At 66.3% G+C, this 19044-nt stretch carries 18 protein-coding genes; 5 read left to right on the top strand and 13 right to left on the bottom strand.

Annotation, left to right across the window (positions count from 1 at the left end; translation table 11 throughout):
* Window positions 1–55 precede the first annotated feature (55 nt).
* Together DFR24_RS02375 and DFR24_RS02370 are read right to left on the bottom strand one after the other, a co-directional pair.
* The gene (locus DFR24_RS02375; RefSeq protein WP_133881430.1) at window positions 56–931 is read right to left on the bottom strand and encodes a CoA transferase subunit A; all 876 of its coding nucleotides are present in this window, start codon (window positions 929–931) and stop codon (window positions 56–58) included.
* A gap of 5 nt (window positions 932–936) precedes the next feature.
* Window positions 937–1827 (bottom strand): VOC family protein, encoded by an 891-nt coding sequence (locus DFR24_RS02370; protein WP_133881429.1) that lies wholly within the window; start codon window positions 1825–1827, stop codon window positions 937–939.
* Between the two features lie 246 nt (window positions 1828–2073).
* On the opposite strand from DFR24_RS02370, the gene DFR24_RS02365 reads away from it, so the two are divergent.
* The 5 genes from DFR24_RS02365 to DFR24_RS02345 all read left to right on the top strand — a co-directional run bounded on the left by DFR24_RS02365 (window position 2074) and on the right by DFR24_RS02345 (window position 8166).
* Window positions 2074–3741 carry an FAD-binding protein gene (locus tag DFR24_RS02365; protein ID WP_133879743.1) on the top strand — a complete coding sequence of 556 codons (1668 nt, stop codon included), beginning with the start codon at window positions 2074–2076 and terminating at the stop codon, window positions 3739–3741.
* Between the two features lie 66 nt (window positions 3742–3807).
* Window positions 3808–4578 (top strand): SDR family oxidoreductase, encoded by a 771-nt coding sequence (locus DFR24_RS02360; RefSeq protein WP_133879742.1) that lies wholly within the window; start codon window positions 3808–3810, stop codon window positions 4576–4578.
* Between the two features lie 139 nt (window positions 4579–4717).
* Window positions 4718–6292, top strand: coding sequence for a FadD3 family acyl-CoA ligase (locus tag DFR24_RS02355; protein WP_133879741.1), 1575 nt, complete (start codon window positions 4718–4720; stop codon window positions 6290–6292).
* A 31-nt stretch (window positions 6293–6323) separates the two neighbouring features.
* Window positions 6324–7187 (top strand): SDR family NAD(P)-dependent oxidoreductase, encoded by an 864-nt coding sequence (locus DFR24_RS02350; protein WP_133879740.1) that lies wholly within the window; start codon window positions 6324–6326, stop codon window positions 7185–7187.
* Between the two features lie 199 nt (window positions 7188–7386).
* A complete protein-coding gene (locus DFR24_RS02345) occupies window positions 7387–8166 on the top strand; it encodes an SDR family NAD(P)-dependent oxidoreductase (protein ID WP_133879739.1) in 780 nt (259 codons plus the stop codon).
* An 86-nt stretch (window positions 8167–8252) separates the two neighbouring features.
* On the opposite strand, the gene DFR24_RS02340 is transcribed toward DFR24_RS02345, so the two are convergent.
* From DFR24_RS02340 to DFR24_RS02290, 11 genes are all read right to left on the bottom strand, one after another.
* Window positions 8253–8525: a DUF2277 domain-containing protein gene (locus tag DFR24_RS02340; RefSeq protein ID WP_133879738.1), complete on the bottom strand. Its 273-nt coding sequence runs from the start codon at window positions 8523–8525 to the stop codon at window positions 8253–8255.
* Between the two features lie 147 nt (window positions 8526–8672).
* Window positions 8673–10136 (bottom strand): sigma-54 dependent transcriptional regulator, encoded by a 1464-nt coding sequence (locus tag DFR24_RS02335; RefSeq protein WP_133879737.1) that lies wholly within the window; start codon window positions 10134–10136, stop codon window positions 8673–8675.
* Window positions 10129–10512 (bottom strand): response regulator, encoded by a 384-nt coding sequence (locus DFR24_RS02330; protein WP_133879736.1) that lies wholly within the window; start codon window positions 10510–10512, stop codon window positions 10129–10131. The genes DFR24_RS02335 and DFR24_RS02330 overlap by 8 nt, the downstream gene beginning before the upstream one ends.
* A gap of 18 nt (window positions 10513–10530) precedes the next feature.
* Window positions 10531–11997 carry an RNA polymerase factor sigma-54 gene (gene rpoN, locus DFR24_RS02325; RefSeq protein WP_133879735.1) on the bottom strand — a complete coding sequence of 489 codons (1467 nt, stop codon included), beginning with the start codon at window positions 11995–11997 and terminating at the stop codon, window positions 10531–10533.
* Window positions 11998–12197: 200 nt separating this feature from the next.
* Window positions 12198–12833: a response regulator gene (locus DFR24_RS02320; protein WP_162850991.1), complete on the bottom strand. Its 636-nt coding sequence runs from the start codon at window positions 12831–12833 to the stop codon at window positions 12198–12200.
* Between the two features lie 70 nt (window positions 12834–12903).
* Window positions 12904–13701, bottom strand: coding sequence for a ferritin-like domain-containing protein (locus DFR24_RS02315; RefSeq protein ID WP_133879733.1), 798 nt, complete (start codon window positions 13699–13701; stop codon window positions 12904–12906).
* Window positions 13679–14872 carry an O-succinylhomoserine sulfhydrylase gene (locus DFR24_RS02310; protein ID WP_133879732.1) on the bottom strand — a complete coding sequence of 398 codons (1194 nt, stop codon included), beginning with the start codon at window positions 14870–14872 and terminating at the stop codon, window positions 13679–13681. Before DFR24_RS02310 ends, DFR24_RS02315 begins: the two co-directional genes overlap by 23 nt.
* Window positions 14873–15013: 141 nt before the next feature.
* A complete protein-coding gene (gene purF / locus DFR24_RS02305) occupies window positions 15014–16534 on the bottom strand; it encodes an amidophosphoribosyltransferase (protein ID WP_133879731.1) in 1521 nt (506 codons plus the stop codon).
* Between the two features lie 13 nt (window positions 16535–16547).
* Window positions 16548–17111: a CvpA family protein gene (locus DFR24_RS02300; RefSeq protein WP_133879730.1), complete on the bottom strand. Its 564-nt coding sequence runs from the start codon at window positions 17109–17111 to the stop codon at window positions 16548–16550.
* 204 nt (window positions 17112–17315) lie between these two features.
* Complete coding sequence (thrC, locus tag DFR24_RS02295; protein WP_133879729.1) at window positions 17316–18431, bottom strand: threonine synthase; 1116 nt, start codon at window positions 18429–18431, stop codon at window positions 17316–17318.
* A gap of 10 nt (window positions 18432–18441) precedes the next feature.
* Window positions 18442–19038 (bottom strand): GNAT family N-acetyltransferase, encoded by a 597-nt coding sequence (locus DFR24_RS02290; protein ID WP_133879728.1) that lies wholly within the window; start codon window positions 19036–19038, stop codon window positions 18442–18444.
* Window positions 19039–19044 lie beyond the last annotated feature (6 nt).

Genomic DNA, 19044 nt, shown 5'->3' with positions numbered 1-19044 from the left:
CGGAAATCTGGATCGCGTGCGCATGGCGCACCCTACGTCGGCTTGCGTCGTCATCTCAGAACACCGGTGTCTTGAGTTTGGCGATGCGCTCGGCACCGCCGTTCTTCGCCAGGTACTCGCTCTCGGTCACGGCCACGAATTCCTCGACGTACTTCTGCCAGCCGCCTTCTTCCGCGCCCGACGCGTTGTAGCGCTTCAGGTGTTCCATGTCCCAGCCGTAGTCCGGACCGTTGTAGGTGGGGTGCGCGCCACAGGGCGCGTGGACCACGCCGTGCACGAGGGAGCGCTCGAACAGGTTGAAGCGCGCCTCGTCGGCGGAAAGCCGGAAGCGGTCGACCAGCTTCTCGGTGCTGACGAAGCAACGATCGGCCGCGCGCGCGAACAGGTCGTCGAACAGCGGATCACGTGCCTTGATCAGCGTATTGCCCAGACGGTCCGCTTCGTTGACGTGCAGCAGCGCCACGTCGAGCTTGAGCGCCGGCATCGCGATGTAGACCTCGCCGTCGGCGTACGGCGAAGCGACGGTCTTGAGCTCGGGGTTGCGCGCCAGCACGTCGGTGCCCAGGCCGCAACGCGTCGGCAGGAAACTCATGCGCATGCCGGCGGCGCGCAGGCCCCACTCGAACATGCCCTCGTCGAGTTCCAGGATCTCGATCGCGCCGCTCTCGCGCGCCTTGCGAAAGTGCGGCTCCAGCGGAATCGCATCCATCGTGACGAAGCCGTACACGAGCTTCCGCACCTTGCCGGCCGCGCACAGCATGCCGACCTCGGGACCGCCGTAGGCCACCACGGTCAGGTCCTTCACATCGGTGCGCAGCAGTTCGCGCACGAGCGCCATCGGCTTGCGCCGCGGGCCCCAGCCGCCGACGCCGATCGTCATGCCGTCGCGGATCTGCGCGACGGCCTGCGTGGCCGTCAGTTCCTTGTTCAGGCTCATCAGCGGTAGCCCACCGAGAAGTCGTGGCCCCAGATCGAGACCTGTTTGGTTTCGGTCGTCGTCCAGGTCTTCGGGTCCACGCTGATGCCGCCGAAACCGTACTCGAGCGCGAAGTTGCCCGGCGTCATGATGTAGAACGAGGTCATGCGATCGTTCTCGTGCTCGCCGAGCGTGGCCATGAACTTCACGCCGTGCTTCGTCGCGCGGTCCTGCGCGAGGCCCACCTCGGTCATCGAGTTGACCTCCACCATCATGTGCACGCATCCGCTGGGCATCGGCATCTCGGCCAGTGCGACGCTGTGGTGGCGGCCGCAGGCGGCGTGCAGGAAGTAGATGCGCATGACGGGCGCACCGGGACCCGGCTGGAAGTTGAAGACGTCCGACAGCCCGAAGCCGAGCACGTCCTTGTAGAACGCCAGGGTCGCGTCGAACGGGATCGCCGGCAGCACCGTGTGGCCGACACCGTAGATGCCGGTCTTGAAGCCGGTGTGGCCGATCGGCGAGACGAAGTTCTGCTGTCCCCCGGTGTAGCCGTAGCCGAGTTCATGCGCGTTGCCGGCGGGGTCACGGAAACGGACCACGCGATCCATGCAGCGTGCGGCGCGGAGTTCGTCGGAACCCTCGGTGATCTCGACGCCGGCCTTGCGCAACGCGGCCAGCGTGGACTCGAAGCCGATGTGGTCGGCCGTCTCCCAGCCCGAAACGAGATAGCGGTCTTCGGCACCCTGTTCGATCGCGATGCGGAAGTCGCGGCGGTCCATCTTGATCCGCGCCCCGCCGTCCGGCGTCAGCGTCACGGCCATGCCCAGCACCTGCTCGCCGAAGTGCTTCCACTTCGCCGCATCGGTGGTCTGCGCCACCGTGTAAGCCAGCCGCTGGATGTCGCCCATGTTCATGCCGTCCCGGTCATTCCTCGATGCGAGATTATTCGCGGCCAAGGCGGTTGTTCTCTTCACCCATACAGGGGAGACGATCACCACCGTAGCTCGGGTGAAACCCGGGGTTCCCCTCGCATACGGAGCGCAATCCCGGGTTTCACCCGAGCCACGGGCGCCTTTGCTGCTCACCCCATCGGACGACGCTACACCCGCGCGCTTCGCAAACCATTCGCACAGGTTCCCGCCCCCGGCTTCTTCGTGTCCGATTCGTCCTCGCCCACTCCCGCAAAACCGGACGGCACCCTGCCGATCGAGGCCCCGCTGACGGTGGCCGACCCCGCGTCGACTCGCTACGACCGCGAATGCGACGTGCTGGTGGTGGGCTTCGGGGCCGCCGGCGCGGCCGCTGCGATCGCCGCCCGCGAGGCCGGCGCCGACGTGGTGATCCTGGACCGCTTCGGCGGCGGCGGCGCGACCGCGCTCAGCGGCGGCGTCGTCTACGCCGGCGGCGGCACGCGCCAGCAACGGCACTTCGGCTACGCGGACACGGCGGACGCGATGTTCCGCTACCTGCGCAACGAGACCGGCGACGCGGTCAGCGACGAGCAGCTCAAGCGCTTCTGCGACGACAGCCGCGGCCTGATCGAATGGCTGGAATCCACCGGCGCCTGCTTCGACTCCACGGTTCCGCCGCCGAAGACCTCGTATCCGCCCGACGGCACCTACCTGTACTACTCCGGCAACGAGCCGGTGCCCGCCTTCGCCGCGCACGCCGAACCGGCACCGCGCGGGCATCGCGCGCAAGGCACCTGGATGTCCGGCAAGAACCTGTTCGAGCACCTGCGCACGCGTATCCGGCAACTCGAGATCCCGGTGATCGAGCAGTTCTCGGTGCGCCGGCTGCTGCAGGACGCGCAGGGCCGCATCGTGGGCGCCGAGGCCGCCGGCTTCGACGCCGGATCGGCGCTGGCCCTGCACCATCAGCGCCTGATCGAACGCGCGGAAAAGGTCCACAACCTGTTTCCCGGCTGGGCCGACGGTCTGCGCGCCAAGGCGCTGGTGCTGGAGACGCGGGTTGCCCGACACGTCACGATCCGCGCGCGCCGCGGCGTGATCCTGTGCACCGGCGGCTTCATCTTCAATCGCGAGATGGTCGCGCAGAACGCGCCGAAGTACCGCGGCACCTTGCGCCTGGGCGCCACCGGTTGCGATGGCAGCGGCATCCGCCTGGGCGAATCGGTCGGCGGCGTGCCGACGCGCATGGAAAAGGTCTCGGCCTGGCGTTTCATCAATCCGCCGCAGAACCTGCCTCGGGGCATCGTCGTCAACGGTCTCGGCGTGCGCTTCTGCAACGAGCAGGTGTACGGCGCGCGCCTGGGCGTCGAGATGGTCGAGAACCACGGCGGCAAGGCCTGGCTGATCCTGGATGCGCCGCTGCGCAAGGCCGCGATCCGCGAGTGCCTGAAGTCGAAGGCCTGGCCGTTCCAGAAATATCCGGCGCTGCTGCTGATGCTGTTCGCGCAGCGTGGAAACACGCCCGAAGAACTGGCGTCGAAGATCGGCGTCCCGCCACAGGCACTGCGCGAGACCATCGCACGCTACGACGCGGACGCCTCGAGCGGCGCCGCCGATGTGCTGGGCAAGGCCGACGACATGCGCGCGCGCCTGCACCAGGGGCCGTTCTACGCGCTCGACATCGCGGTGACGAACCGCATGTTCCCCTGCCCGGCGATCACGCTCGGCGGACTGCGCGTGGACGAGGACAGCAACAGCGTCGTCGACGCGCAGTCGCAACCGATCCCGGGTCTCTATGCTGCTGGGCGCACCGCGGTGGGAATCGCGTCCAACCATTACGTGAGCGGCCTGTCGCTTGCGGATTGCCTGTGGTCGGGGCGACGGGCGGGACGGCATGCGGCTGGCGGTTGAGGTTTAGCTGACAACTTACGCGACACCGAAAAATATTCACCGCAAAGGCGCAAAGGGAGCGACAAGATGGGACGAGTAAGCGGAAAGGTCGCGTTGATCACCGGCGCCGCGAGCGGCGTCGGCAAGGCTGATGCGCTGCTGTTGGCTCGGGAAGGCGCGCGCGTCGTGCTGACCGACGTCAACGAGGAGGCCGGTCGCGCGGTCGCCGCCGACATCGGCACCGAGAACGCGCTGTTCGTGCGCCACGACATCTCCTCGGAAGAGGACTGGATCGGCGCCATCAAGCAGACGCAGGAGCACTTCGGCGGCCTCGACATCCTCGTCAACAACGCCGCGATCCTGGCGATGGCGACGATCGAGGACACGACGCTGGAGCTGTGGCAGAAGGTCCAGCGCGTCAACTCGGACGGCTACTTCCTGGGCTGCAAGTACGGCCTGGCCGCGATGCGCGAACGCCCGAGCGGTTCGATCGTGAACATGTCGTCGATGGCGGGCATCGGTGGGCAGTCGTCGACGGCCGCCTACAGCGCCTCGAAAGGCGCCGTCGCCGCGTTGACGCGCAGCGTCGCCGCCCACTGTCGTGCCCAGCTCTATCCGATCCGCTGCAACTCGGTGCATCCGGACGGAATCATGACGCCGATGGTCATGACGACGAAGCGGCTCGGCAGCGGCAAGCCCGGATACATCCGCGAGAAGGATCCCAAGCAGCTGATGGCGCGCATGGCCAAGCCCGAGGACATCGCCAACCTCGTGCTGTTCCTCGCGTCAGACGAGTCGCGCTTCGTGAATGGCGCGGAGATGCGTATCGACAACGGATACCTGATGTGGGCGGACTGATCCGCTTTTCTCCCTCTCCCCGTCGGCTTCATCGATGGGGAGAAGGCCTGGGTGAGGGGCGGCTTTTGGGCGTCGTGCCCGCTCTCGTATTGCGGGCCCCTCTCACCCCGCCTTCTCCCCGCACGCGCGGAGAGGGCGAATGAATCCGCAAGTGACGACGGTTCTCTCGGCACTCGCGCGTTCGGTTGAACGTCATTCCGCGCGTATCGCCGTCGTCACCGAAGACGGCTCGTCGCTGAGCTACGCCGAACTCGACGCGCAGCGCCGCATCGCCGCGCGCGCCCTGCTCGCCCACGGCGTGGTTCGCGGCGACCGCATCGCGATCTGGTCGCCCAATCGCCTCGAATGGATCGTCGCCGGCCTCGCAGCACATTCGATCGGCGCAGCGATCGTGCCGGTGAACACGCGCATGAAAGGCGCCGAGGCCGGCGACATCCTCGCGCGCAGCTGCGCGAAGCTGCTGTTCTGCGCCGGCCGCTTTCTCGACACCGACTATCCCGCGTTGCTCGCACCGCATCGCACGTCGACGCTCGCCTCCGTCGTGGTCTTCGACGAAACGCGTGACGGCGAACTCTCCTGGCAGGATTTCCTGCTGAAGGCGGACACGGTTTCCGAATCGTGCCTGCGCGAGGCCGAGAACGCCGTCCAGGGCAGCGACCTGATGGACGTGATGTTCACGTCCGGTACGACCGGCCGGCCCAAGGGCGTCATGACGACGCAGGCGCAGAACCTGCGCACGATCGCGGCGTGGTCGGCCGCCGTCGGGCTGGTGCCGGAAGACCGCTACCTGATCGTCAATCCCTTCTTCCACGCCTTCGGCTACAAAGTCGGCTGGCTCGGCGGCGTGCTCGCCGGTCTCACCGTGCTGCCGCACGCGGTCTTCGACGCGAAAGCCGTGCTGCACCGGATCGCGCGCGATCGCGTGTCGGTGCTGCCCGGCCCTCCGACCTTGTTCGTCTCGCTGCTCAACGATCCCGAGCGCGCATCGACGGACCTCTCCTCGTTGCGCGCGACGATCACCGGCGCCGCCGCGATCGCGCCCAGCCTGATCGAGCGCATCCGCGCGGAGCTGGGCTTCAAGCTCGTGCTCACCGGCTACGGCCTGACAGAAACCTGTGGCGTCGTATCGCTGTGCGAAGGCGGCGACGACGCCCAGACCATCGCGCTGACCTCGGGCAAGGCGGTGGCCGGCGTCGAGATGCGCTGCGTCGATCCGCAGAACCAGCCGGTCCCCGCCGGCGAATCGGGCGAGATCGTCGTGCGCGGCTACAACGTGATGCAGGGCTATCTCGACGATCCCGCGGCGACGCGCGAGACGATCGACGCGGACGGCTGGCTGCACACCGGCGACATCGGTGTGCTCGATACGCGCGGCTATCTGCGCATCACGGATAGGCTGAAAGATCTCTACATCACTGGCGGCTTCAACTGCTATCCGGCCGAAATCGAACGGCAGATGGCCGCGCATCCCGCCATCGCGCAGAGCGCCGTCGTCGGCGTGCCAGACGAGCGCCTCGGCGAAGTCGGTCGCGCCTATGTCGTGCTGCGTCCCGGACAGACGCTCGACGAAGCCGCGCTGATCGCGTGGTGCCGCGAACAGATGGCGAACTACAAGGTGCCGCGCTCGGTGGTGTTCGTGGCGCAGCTGCCGACGAATCCGTCGGGCAAGGTTCTGAAGTACCAGTTGCGCGACACGACGACGCCGTCGTCCTGAACATTCCAGCTATACGAAGGGGAGAAACCAGATGTCCGACTCACTCAAAGGCGTCACTGCCGTCGTCACCGGAGCCTCGCGTGGCGCGGGCAAGGGCATTGCGATCGCGCTGGGCAGTCACGGCGCCACCGTGTACGTCACTGGTCGCTCGCTGAAGTCCGGCGATGCACCGCTGCCCGGCACGATCAACGAGACGGCGGAAGCAGTGACCCGCGCCGGCGGCCGTGGCGTGGCAGTGGCCTGCGATCACCGCGACGATGCCCAGGTCGAAGCGTTGTTCCAGCGCGTCGCGAAGGAGTCCGGCGGCCTCGACATCCTGGTCAACAACGCGACGTTCCTGCACGACAGCCTGATCCAGAAAGGTCCGTTCTGGGAGAAGCCGCTCGACATGGTCGACATCCTCGACGTCGGACTGCGCTCCGCCTACGTCGCGAGCTGGCACGCCGCGAAACTGATGGCGGCGAAGAAAAACGGACTGATCGCCTTCACGTCCTCGTTCGGCGCGAGCTGCTACATGCACGGGCCCGGATACGGCGCGCAGAAAGTCGGCGTCGACAAGCTCGCCAAGGACATGGGCGTGGATCTCAAGCCGTTCAACGTCGCAGCTGTTTCGATCTGGATGGGCATGCTGCGCACCGACCGCACCAAGCGCGTCATGGATTCCGAGCCACAGAAATACGCGGGGTTCTGGGACATCGCCGAGACCCCCGAATTCACCGGCCACGTGCTCGCCGCGCTGTACCGCGATCCGAAGCGCGCCGAGAAGTCCGGGCAGGTTCACATCGGAGCGGAGCTGGCGCAGGAATACAGCGTCGGCGACGAAGGCCGGCAGCCGCCTTCGCATCGTCCGATGCTCGGCGGCCCGCATCCCGCGCATCCGGCGGTCGTCGAGTAGTCGCGCGTCCGTAGCTTTTAAAAAAAGCCTGGACGCAAAGGGCGCAAAGGAAAAGAAAGAACGCAGAGAAAAGAAAAATGAAGCGAGGTGAACAGCTTCTTCATCCGCGCTGCTACCCGCATTCCTTTGCGTCCTTTCTTTTCCTTTGCGCCCTTTGCGGCGAAAGATTTTTCCTGACTACTCAGACAACGAGAACCCCATGGGCAGAATTAAAGACAAGATCACGATCGTCACCGGCGGTGCACGCGGCATGGGGGCGGCGACCTGCCGCCTGTTCGTCGCGGAAGGCGCCAAGGTGATGATCGCCGACGTGCTGGACGAGGACGGCGCAAAGCTCGCGGCGGAACTGGGCGCGAACGCCGCGTTCGGCCATCTCGACGTGCGCGACGAAGACCAGTGGCAGGCGCTGGTCGCGGAGACCGAATCGCGCTTCGGCCCGATCGACGTGCTGGTCAACAACGCCGGCGTGCTGCTGTTCAAGACGATCCGCGATACCGACAAGGCGGACTTCGAGCGCGTTACCGGCATCAATCTCACCGGTACGTTCCTGGGCGTGCGCACCGTCGGTGCGCGCATGTGCGAGCGCGGCCGCGGCAGCATCGTGAACATCTCGTCGGCGGACGGCATGAAGGGCGCCAACGGCCTGGGCGCGTACTGCGCGTCGAAGTGGGGCATTCGCGGCCTGACGCGTGTCGCGGCGATGGAGTACGGACACAAGGGCGTGCGCGTGAACTCCGTGCATCCCGGCGGCATCGACACCGCGATGGGCAATCCGTACGCGGAAGCGAAGACCGACGTGAACAAGCGCTACACGATGGTGCCGATGCAGCGCGTCGGCGATTCGGAGGAAGTGGCGAAGACGTCGCTGTTCCTCGCGAGCGACGATTCGAGCTACCTGTGTGGAGCGGAAATCGCCGTCGATGGCGGCATGCTCACCGGGCAGTATTACGTCGGGTTTCCGGGCGCGCCGGGCGTCTAACTCGTAGCCCGGGTGAAACCCGGGGATTCTCCTCTCGACGGAGCGCATCCCCGGGTTTCACCCGGGCTACGGCTATTACGCGGCGTTCAAGCCCGCCCGAACCGTCGCGCGGATTCCGCCTGCGCCTTGATCCGTTCTGCTTCCCGATCCTTGGGCGGCGCCAAGGTCACCAGCGACTGCATCAGCAAGGTCGCGGCTTCGGTCACCTGCTCCACCGCCTGGTCGAACGCGGCCTGGTTGATCTTCGACGGCGCGTTGAAACCGCTGAGCTTGCGCACGAACTGCAGCGAGGCCGCGCGGATCTCGTCGTCGGTCGCGGGCGGCGCGAAGTTGAACAGCGTGCGAATGTTGCGGCACATGGCAGACGTCCCGGGGAAGACCGCCGGAATCGTAGCCCGGACGAAGTCGTCGGGGTTCTCGCCCATCGGACCTGGTGCATCCCGGGTTGCACCCGGGGCGTTTCCCATCCGGTCGCGAAGTCAGCCCCGGGTTGCGCCCGGGCCAGCTCACGCTTCCGTCGACGTCGCTTCCGGATCGCTCGCGAGTTCCCGCGTCAGGCCGTACTTGCGCAGCTTCTCCACCAGCGTCGTCCGCCGCGTGTTCAGCAGCTTCGCCGCATGTGCGACGACGCCGTTGGACTGCGCGAGCGCCTGCTTGATCAGCGCCAGCTCGATGTTCTCGATGTGATCCTTCAGGTTCACGCCGTCCGGCGGCAGCACGGACTCGCCGACCGTTTTGCGGGCCGGCATCACGCTGTCCAGTCCGGGGACCGGGGTTTCGTTGGCGATCGGAGCCAGTTCGACGACGGCGGTGGCCTGGACGCCGCCGCGATAGCGGCTCGGCAGATCACCGGGCTGCACGACGGCGCGCGGATGCAGCACCGCGAGACGCTCGACCAGATTCGACAGTTCGCGAACGTTGCCAGGCCAGTGGTAGGTGCGCAGCGTCTCGACCGATGCCGGTGCGAGCGCCACGGTGCCGTGACCGTTCTTCTCGAGGCTGACGATCAGGTCGTCGATCAGCAGCGGCAGATCGTCCAGACGTTCGCGCAGCGGCGGCATCTCGATCGGGAACACGTTGAGCCGATAGAAAAGATCTTCGCGGAACGTGCCCTTGACGATGGCCTGTTCGAGATTGCGATGCGTCGCCGCGATGATGCGCACGTCGCAGCGCTGGCTGCGATTGGAGCCGACGCGCTCGTAGGTGCGTTCCTGCAGTGCGCGCAGGATCTTCACCTGCATCGGCAGCGACATGTCGCCGATCTCGTCGAGAAACAGCGTGCCGCCGTCGGCCATCTCGAAGCGGCCGCGCCGCGTCGTGATGGCGCCGGTGAACGCGCCCTTCTCGTGACCGAACAGTTCGGATTCGAGCAGATCGGCCGGGATGGCGCCGCAGTTCACGGCGACGAACGGCTTGTCGCGACGATGCGAGTGTTCGTGCACCGCGCGCGCGACCACTTCCTTGCCGGTGCCGGATTCACCGGTGACGAGCACCGTGGTGTCGTGCGAGGCCACCTGCTCGATCAGCCGCTTCACGCGACGGACCGCGACCGAATTTCCGGAAGGACCGGCAACACGAACGGTCGCGGCCTGCTGATCCATGCGAACCAGCCCGGCGCGTCGCAGCAGTTCGTTGAGCTGCGCGTACTTCACCGGGTAGTCCACCGGCAGGCAGGCGCTGCGATCGAGTTCGAGCGCGCCTACCGCCTTCTCGTGGTTGGGCGGCAGCATCAGCACCGGCGGGTGATAGCGATCGCGCTTGAGCCAGCTGACGAAACCGCCGAGCTCGTTCCAGTCCGCAACGCCACCGACCATCACGGCAAGCCAGTCCTGCGGCTTGTGTTCGCCCAGCTTGATCGACTGCACGCTGTCGACGGTGACAGGGCTGTAATCGATGAACTGGAGACAGGCCGCAATCGCCTGGGCGCGGGAGTCGTCGTTGTCGACGACGAGCACTCTGGACTCAGGCATGCGTCACCCCGGGAACGAAGCCGCGGACGAGCTCGGGGATGCGGTGTTCGAATTCCTGCTTGTTCACGAAGCCGTCTGCGCCCGCGCCGGCCGCGTGCTCACGATGACTGGCGTCGTCGTAGTGGCTGGCGATGATCACGCGCGGCGGCGAGTCCTGCGCCTTGATCAGGCGCGTGGCCTGCAGGCCGCCCATGCCGGGCATCGCGAGGTCGATGATGATCAGGTCGGGGCGCAATTCCTCGGCCATGCGCACGGCATCGAAACCGTCGTAACCACAGCCGATCACGTCGACTTCGGCGACCGACGCCAGCAGGTGCTTGGCCAGCACGACGAAGCCCTTGTTGTCGTCGATCAGTAGCGTGCGCAGCTTGTCCATGTCTTTATTCTCCACCTCTCAGCCCACCTGCACGAGCTGACCACGCCGCACCGGAGCGGTACGCCGCGCCGTTGCCGGGGCAATCTTCATGGCTTCACGGTACTTGGCGACCGTACGTCGCGCAACGCGGATGCCCTGGCGCAGCAGCAGCGCACCGATGGCGCCGTCGCACAGCGGATTCAGGCGGTTCTCGCTGTCGACGATGCGGCGGATCATCGCCTTGACCGCCGTGCCGGAGGCTTCGATGTCCGAGCCGGTGATCTGGCTGGGGAAGAAGCTCTTGAAGTCGTAGACACCCCAGGGCGTCTGGATGAACTTCGCCGTCGTCACGCGGCAGACGGTGGACTCGTGCATGCCGATGGCGTCGGCGATCTCGCGCAAGGTCAGCGGCACCATGCGTTCTTCGCCGTGTTCCAGGAATCCCTTCTGGCGCTCGAACACCGCGCGGGCGGTCTTGAGCAGCGTCTCGTGGCGCATTTCCAGGCCGCGCACGAGCCAGCGCGCCTCCTGCAGCTTGTCCTTCAGCGCACGATGAGCCGACGTCGCGATGGCACGCTCATACGAGCCGTTCACGCGGATGCGCGGAAGGCGTTCGGTATTCAGCTCGACGCGCCAAGCGCCGGGACGGCCGCTGACGATCACGTCGGGGATCGCGGCTTCGGCCGGCGCGCCCTGCGAGGCGCCCGGCTTGGGGTCCAGCGCGAGCACGAGGTTGAAGGCGGCCTTCATCTCGGCCTCGCTCGCATGCAGTTCGCGACGGACCTGATCGAGGCGGCGCTCGGCGACGAGTTCCAGCCCATTGGCGACCAGGTACAGCGCCAGCTCCCTGCCCGGCGTGCTGCCCGGCAAGATCTCGAGCTGCAGGCGCAGGCACTCGACGAGGTTGCGGGCACCGAAGCCGGTCGGCTCGACCGACTGCACCATCGTGAGCGCCGCTTCGAGTTCGGTGGAGGTGGCGTCGAAGTCGTCGCCGAGCTGCGAACCGATCTCGCCCAGCGGGCATTCGAGGTAGCCGTTGTCGTCGATGTTCTCGACGATCGCGGTCACGATCGCGCTCTCGCGGCGGGTGCGCACCATCATGCGCAGCTGCTCGAGTGCACCGACGCGGGCATCGCCGCTGGTCGGCGCCGCAGTACGCGATGTCCACGGCTCGTCGTCTTCATCAGCCGGTTCGCCGCCCGACCAGCTCTCGCTGCTCGACCAGTCGAAGTCGGCTTCGACCTCCGAATGGACGCCCGCATCGCAGCCGGTGGCTGCTTCGGGGACCGACTCGGTCTCGATGGCGACGGCCGGACCGGGGGTGATCGTGGATTCGTCGGCGGCTTCGTAGGTCTCGTCGGCCTCGAGCATCACGTTGTCTTCCAGCGCCTGTTCGATCTCCTGCTCGAGTTCCAGCGTCGAGAGCTGCAGCAGCCGGATGGACTGCAGAAGCTGGGGGGTCAGCACCATGCTCTGGGTGGCGCGAATGGCAAGGCTGGCTTTCATGGTCCGACTCCCTTCGGGCGTTTTGCCCGCTGTTGATGGAGTCATCGTCGTTGAATGCGGCCGCGCCGCTAAGAAGTGTTTTCCTGACCGTTTGTAGGGGATATCCCTACACACGCCAGAATCCTGGCGGGGCACCTCGAGGAGCCATGCCGGGCCCCGAATCCAGGTCCGTTGCGCAGGAAAACCGGGCTTCCGGCCTCCTAGTGCTCGTGCGTATCCAGGCCCCAGCGCAGCGCGGTCCGCATCAGGGCGTTGGTTCCGTACAGGCCCAGGGACTGCATCAGGCGGGCGCGGTGAGTCTCGACCGTTTTCACCGAAACCCCGAGCAAGGCCGCGATTTCCTTGGTGGATTTCCCTTTTCCGATCAGCGTCAGGACCTGCCGCTGACGATGCGTCAGGATCGCCGCGTCCTCGATGCGCGTCTGGTCGCGGCGGTCGAGCAGCAGGTTCGACACGGCGGGGCTGATGTAGGTCTGCCGCTTCTCGATGGAGCGCAGCGCGAGCCCGAGTTCCTGCGGTTCGGCCTGCTTGGTCAGAAATCCCGCGGCGCCCTGACGCAGCGCCGAACGGACCTGCCCCGGCTCAGGACGAGCCGCCAGCAGCAGCACGGCGACCTCGGGATAGTGGCGACGTGCCTGGGCCAGGACATCGAGACCGTTGACGACCGGCAGGTCGAGTTCCACCAGTGCGGCGCGCGGCCGCAACTTGGCGATCAGCGCCAGCAATTCCTGTCCGTCACCTGCCTCGCCGACGACCTCGGCCTGCCCTTCGCTCTGCAGCAGCATCCTGATGCCGGCGCGCACCAGGGATTGGCCGTCGGCCAACACCAGTTTCATCAGGGTCGGACGCTCCGACGCGATACTCATACCGTACTGTGCCCCGCCCACAGCGTGTCGTCACCCCGTATCAGCCCGCGAGTTCGGCCGCGTCGAATCCCGCCCGCGCGCGGGCTTCCGTGTTGAACGGTCGTTGCAGGCGCACGCGATGCTCCACGAGCAGCTCGCGGAACCTTGCAACGGGATCTACACCGCGCGAATTGCATAGATAGCGGTACCAGTGGGTGCCGATGGCGACGTGCCGGACTTCCTCTTCAAGAATCACGCCCAGGATCGCGGCCGTCGCCGGATCTCCCACTTCCTTGAGACGGCGGATCATGTTCGGCGTCACATCGAGCCCTCGCGCTTCGAGCACGCGAGGCACCAGCGCCATGCGCACCAGCGGATCGTGCGCGGTCTTCTCAGCGGCTTCCCACAGACCGTTGTGCGCGGAAAAATCGCCGTAGGCATAACCGAGCTGCGCGAGACGATCCGACAGCATCGCGAAGTGACGCGCCTCGTCCTGCGCGACGCTGATCCAGTCCGCGTAATAGCCCGCCGGCAACCCGGGGAAACGCAGCGTGGCGTCGAGCGCCAGATTCACCGCGTTGAACTCGATGTGCGCCACGGCATGCACCATCGCCGCTCGCCCCTCGGCGGTTCCCAGTCCGCGGAACGCGACGTCGCGCGGATTCACCAGCTCGGGGCGCACCGGACGGCCGGGAATGCGCGGATCGCGTGCCAGCTCCACATCCGCCGTCTCGCCGACGACGTCATCCGATATCTGCAAAGCGGACACCATCGCGCATTTGCGCGCAGGGTCGACTTCGCACAGCGCCTCGAACAGCGCCCGTGACACCGACGCCTCAGCCCAGTCCGCGGCGCAGATCGGCCTGGATGTCGTCCAGCTCTTCCAGCCCGACCGCGATCCGGATCAGTCCCTCGGAGATGCCCGCGGCTGCGCGCGCCTCGGCGCTGATGCGGCCGTGCGTCGTCGTCGCCGGATGCGTGATCGTCGTGCGCGTGTCGCCCAGGTTCGCGGTGATCGAACACAGTTGCGTCGCGTCGATGACCTTCCACGCACCCTGGCGTCCGCCGTCGACTTCGAACGACACGATCGCGCCGTAGCCCTTGCTCTGCTTCTTCGCGAGTTCGTGCTGCGGATGACCCGGCAGGCCGGGGTAGTAAACGTGCTTCACGCCGACCTGCTCGTTGAGCCAGGTCGCAAGGCGCCGCGCGTTGTCTTCGTGCGCCTTCATGCGCACGGTCAGGGTCTCCATGCCTTTCAGGAAGACCCAGGCGTTGAACGGCGACATGCACGGTCCCGCCGTCCGCATGAAGCCGAACACATCCTTGCCCACGCTCTGCGCGTCACCGACGATCGCACCGCCCAGGCAGCGGCCCTGACCATCGAGATACTTGGTGGCCGAATGGATGACGTAGTCCGCGCCCAGCTCGAGCGGCTTCTGGAACACCGGCGTCAGGAAGCAGTTGTCGACGGCCAGCTTCGCGCCGTGTCGATGCGCGATCTCGGCCAGCGCTGCGATATCGGCGATCTCAGTCAGCGGATTGGACGGCGTCTCGACGAACAGCAGCTTCGTGTTCGGACGGATCGCCTTCTCCCACAGTTCGGCATGCTTCGGGTCGACGTAATCCACGGCCACGCCGAACTTCACGACGTAGTTGTTGAACAGGCTGATGGTCGCGCCGAACAGGCCGCTCGAGGCCAGCAGGTGATCGCCGGCCTTCATCGTCGCCAGGACCAGCGAGAGAATCGCCACCATGCCGCTGGCGGTCGCCACGCAGGCATCGCCACCTTCCATCCGCGCGAGCCGATCCTCGAAAGCCTGCACCGTCGGATTGGTGAAACGGCCGTAGATGTTGCCCGGCTGCTCGCCGGCGAAGACCGCAGCCGCTTCGGCGGAATTCCGGAAGACGAAGCTCGACGTCGCGAAGATTGCGGGCGAGTGTTCCATCTCCGCCGTGCGGTGCTGGCCGGCGCGGATCCCCAGCGTGGCCGGGCCCCAGGAAGCAGTCGGATCGTCAAGCGTGTCGGTCATGGCAATTCTTCCGTCACGCGGGCAACAAAAAGCCCGCGAAAAATAGCGGGCCGATTCACATCACATCGTGGCGCTTAGCAGTGAGCCCGCAAGCGCTGAAATCGGCTGAGCGCGAAGTTTACGGAGCGCAGACCGCCGGGGTCAACGCGCGCCGGCGTTCTCCATCTCGATGACGGACGTCGGGCCCTGCTTGCGTGCCTGCTTGGCGGCGTCGGAACGGAACAGTTCGAGCTGGCTCAGGTATTCGGGGCTGATGTCCTGCGTGATGTACTTGCCGGTGAACACCGAGCAGTCGAAACGCTCGATCGTGGCGTGCTTGTGCAGCACCGCATCGATCAGATCGTCCAGTTCCTGGAAGATCAGGCGATCGGCGCCGAGCAGCTTCTCCAGCTCCGGAATCGTGCGGCCGTGGGCGACCAGTTCGGATGAGGACGGCATGTCGATGCCGTAGACGTTGGGATAGCGCACCGGCGGCGACGCCGACGCGAAGTACACCTTGCGGGCGCCGGCTTCGCGCGCCATCTCGATGATCTCCTTGCTCGTCGTGCCGCGCACGATGGAGTCGTCGACCAGCAGCACGTTCTTGCCGCGGAATTCCACTTCGATCGGGTTGAGCTTCTGGCGCACGCTCTTCTTGCGCTGGCCCTGCCCCGGCATGATGAACGTGCGGCCGATGTAGCGATTCTTGACGTAGCCCTCGCGATACGGAACGCCGAGTTCCGAGGCCAGCTCCGATGCCGGCACGCGCGAGGTGTCGGGAATGGGAATGACGACGTCGATGTCGTGATCCGCCCATTCGCGCTTGATGCGGTCCGCCAGCTTCATGCCCATGCGCAGGCGCGCCTTGTGCACGTAGATCTTGTCCATCAGCGAGTCGGGGCGTGCCAGGTACACGTACTCGAAGATGCACGGCGAGTAGACCGGGTTGGCCGCGCACTGCCGCTTGTAGAGCTTGCCGTCGGTGGTGATGAAGATGGCTTCGCCGGGGAGGATGTCGGCCACCAGTTCGAAACCGAGCGCGTTCAGCGCCACCGATTCCGACGCGATCATGTACTCGTAGCCTTCGGCGGCGCGGCGACGTCCGTAGACGACGGGACGGATGCCGAATGGATCGCGGAAGCCGAGCAGGCCGTAGCCGGTGATGATCGCGACGCAGGCGTACGCACCGCGGCAGCGCCGATGCACGCCGGAGACGGCGGCGAAGATGTCGTCCGGCTGCAGCCGCATCTTGTTCTGGCTGAGCAGTTCGTGCGCGAAGACGTTGAGCAGCACTTCCGAGTCGGACTCGGTGTTCAGATGCCGGCGATCTTCACTGAACAGTTCGAGCTTGAGCTCATCGGCGTTCGTCAGATTGCCGTTGTGCGCCAGCGAAATGCCGAACGGCATGTTCGTGTAGAACGGCTGCGCTTCGGCTGCGCTGGTGACGCCGGCCGTGGGATAGCGCACGTGACCGATGCCGAGCTTTCCACGCAGACGCATCATGTGCTCGTCGGCGTGGAAGACGTCGCGCACCAGACCGTTGTCCTTGCGCAGGTTCAGCTTCGAACCTTCGGTGGTCATGATGCCGGCCGCGTCTTGCCCGCGGTGCTGCAGCATGGTCAGAGCGTCGTACAGCTCCTGATTGACCTGGCCGTGAGAGTGGATGCCAACGATGCCGCACATGCGAGGCGTCTCCTCAGGCTGGGGCAGCAGAAGCAGCGGGCTTCGCTGCGTCGTCTGCTCCCGGTTCGGGAACAACTGGGGTCTTCGGGTCCGGCTTCAAGGGTTCGAGCCAGGAATCGGGGATCAACGTATCCAGCGCATCGGCGATGGGCATCGACGGACCAATCAGCGCCGATTCCCGCCACCAGGCTTCCTCGCTGACGTCCACCGTGCGCGCGAGCAGCACGATCAGACCGACGACCAGGATGCCGCGAATCAGGCCCAGGCCCGCACCGAGCGTGCGATCCGCCGACGAGAACCGGCTCTGGCGGATGCGCGATACCAGCAGCGCGGTCAGGATGCCGCCGATCAACAGGCCGGCGAGGAACAGACCGCCGTACGCAGCGCCCATGCGGACCAGCGGCGTGGCGATGTGCTCCTGCAGCGCGATGGTGGCTTTCGAGCCGAAGACCACGGCGAGCAGGATGGCGAGGATCCAGGTTCCAACACCGAACAGTTCGCGCGTGAAACCGCGCAGCACCCCGATCAGGATCGAGAGGATGACGATGGCCAGGATGCCGTAGTCCGCCCAGTTCATGCCGCAGTCGCGTCGAAAAACCGCGCGAAGTCTAGCATTCGATCGACACTCACTCCGTAATCGAGAACGAAACGTCCCGACTACACGTGCGGAGAAATCAACGCGGAGGCGCAAAGGACGCAGGGATGCTCCATTCGGACCTCTGCGTCCTTTGCGCCTCTGCGTTGACCGTTCCCGACGGTCCCACGACCCACCGTCGCCACGTCAGAGCCGGTTCAGGATCGCCTTCTCGACCGCTGCGCGCTCCGCCGGAACCTGCACGAGACCCGTCAGACCGTTCTTCATCACCACGTCGGGATCCTTCAGGCCGTTGCCGGTCAGCGTGCAGACGACGGTCTTGCCCGGCTTGATCTTGCCGGCCTTGATGTCGCGCAGCGCACCGCACAGCGAGGCGGCGGAGGCCGGCTCGCAGAACACGCCCTCGCTCTCGGCCAGCAGTTTCTGCGTCGCGAGGATCTCGGCATCGGTGCACTCGTCGAACCAGCCGCCGGATTCCTTCTGCACGTGCCAGGCCTGGCTCCAGGACTGCGGGTCGCCGATGCGGATCGCGGTGGCGACCGTCTCGGGATCCTTCACCGGGCCGCCGCGCAGGAACGGTGCCGCGCCCGCGGCCTGGTAGCCGACCATGATCGGGCGGTTCGACGCGATGGCGGTCTGGTCGTAGGTGCGCAGCGCAGCCGGCAGCGTGTGCGCCGCCGTGTCATGCCCCGAAGCTTCCGAGTAACCGATCCAGTGAGCCGTGATATTTCCGGCGTTGCCGACCGGCAGGCAGTGATAGTCCGGCGCGCGCCCGAGGGCCTCGACGATCTCGAACGCGGCGGTCTTCTGACCCTGCAGGCGGAACGGATTGATCGAGTTGACGATGGACACCGGCGAGGTCTGCGCGACTTCCTTGACCAGGCGCATGCCGTCGTCGAAGTTGCCCATGACCTGGATGACGACGGCGCCGTGCACGACCGCCTGCGCCAGCTTGCCGAGCGCGATCTTCCCTTCCGGGATCAGCACGAAGGCGGTGATGCCGGCGCGCACCGCGTAGGCCGCGGCGGCGGCCGAGGTGTTGCCCGTCGACGCACAGATGATGGCGCGCGAACCCTCGTGCACCGCCTGCGTCACCGCCGCGGTCATGCCGCGGTCCTTGAACGAACCGGTGGGGTTCAGACCCTCGAATTTCACGTACAGATCGTTCTCGAAACCCAGCCGCTTGGGCAGGTTCTCGAGCTTGATCAGCGGCGTGCGGCCTTCGCACAGCGCGATGGCGCGCACGTTCGGGGCAAAGGGCAGACGACTGCGGTAGTGATCGACCAGACCGGTATAGCGCATGACGAAGAACCTAAACGGGCAAAGCGGAATGGACCAGCATCGCGTCGAGCCGGCGTCGTACTTCCGGCCACTCTTCACGGGTGATGCTGAAGTACACGGTGTGCCGGATGCGACCGTCCGGCATCACCATATGATTGCGAAAGATGCCTTCCTGCGTCGCGCCGAGCCGCCAGATGGCGCTGCGCGAACGCTGGTTGAGGCTGTCGGTCTTGAACTCGACGCGGTTCAGCTTCATGACCTCGAAGCCGTGTTCGAGCAGCAGTTTCTTGGCCTGGGTGTTCACCGCCGAGCGCTGCACCTTGCCGGCGATCCAGGTCCAGCCGATCTCGGCGCGGGCATGGGCGATCTCGATGGCACCGAAGCGCGTCGTGCCGACGACCTCACCCGACCCCGCCAGCCGGATCGTGAACGCCAGGGCCTTGCCCTGCGCCTGCTCGGCCAGCGCGCGGGCGACGAACGCGCGGTGATGCTCCAGCGTCTCCAGCCGGTCCGGCAGGTAGCGGAACAGTTCGGCGGGCGCATCGGCAGCCGCGAACAGGGCTTCTGCGTCGTCTTCGGTGAGCGGCTGCAATACGACGGCGCCGCCCTGGAGCCGCACGGCCGTCATTGATCT

Origin of the sequence: Panacagrimonas perspica, assembly GCF_004364935.1 — a bacterium.
Classification (GTDB): Bacteria; Pseudomonadota; Gammaproteobacteria; order Nevskiales; family Nevskiaceae; genus Panacagrimonas; species Panacagrimonas perspica.
The sequence above is the reverse complement of the archived record's forward strand: the minus strand, read 5'-3'. Positions and strand labels throughout refer to the sequence as shown.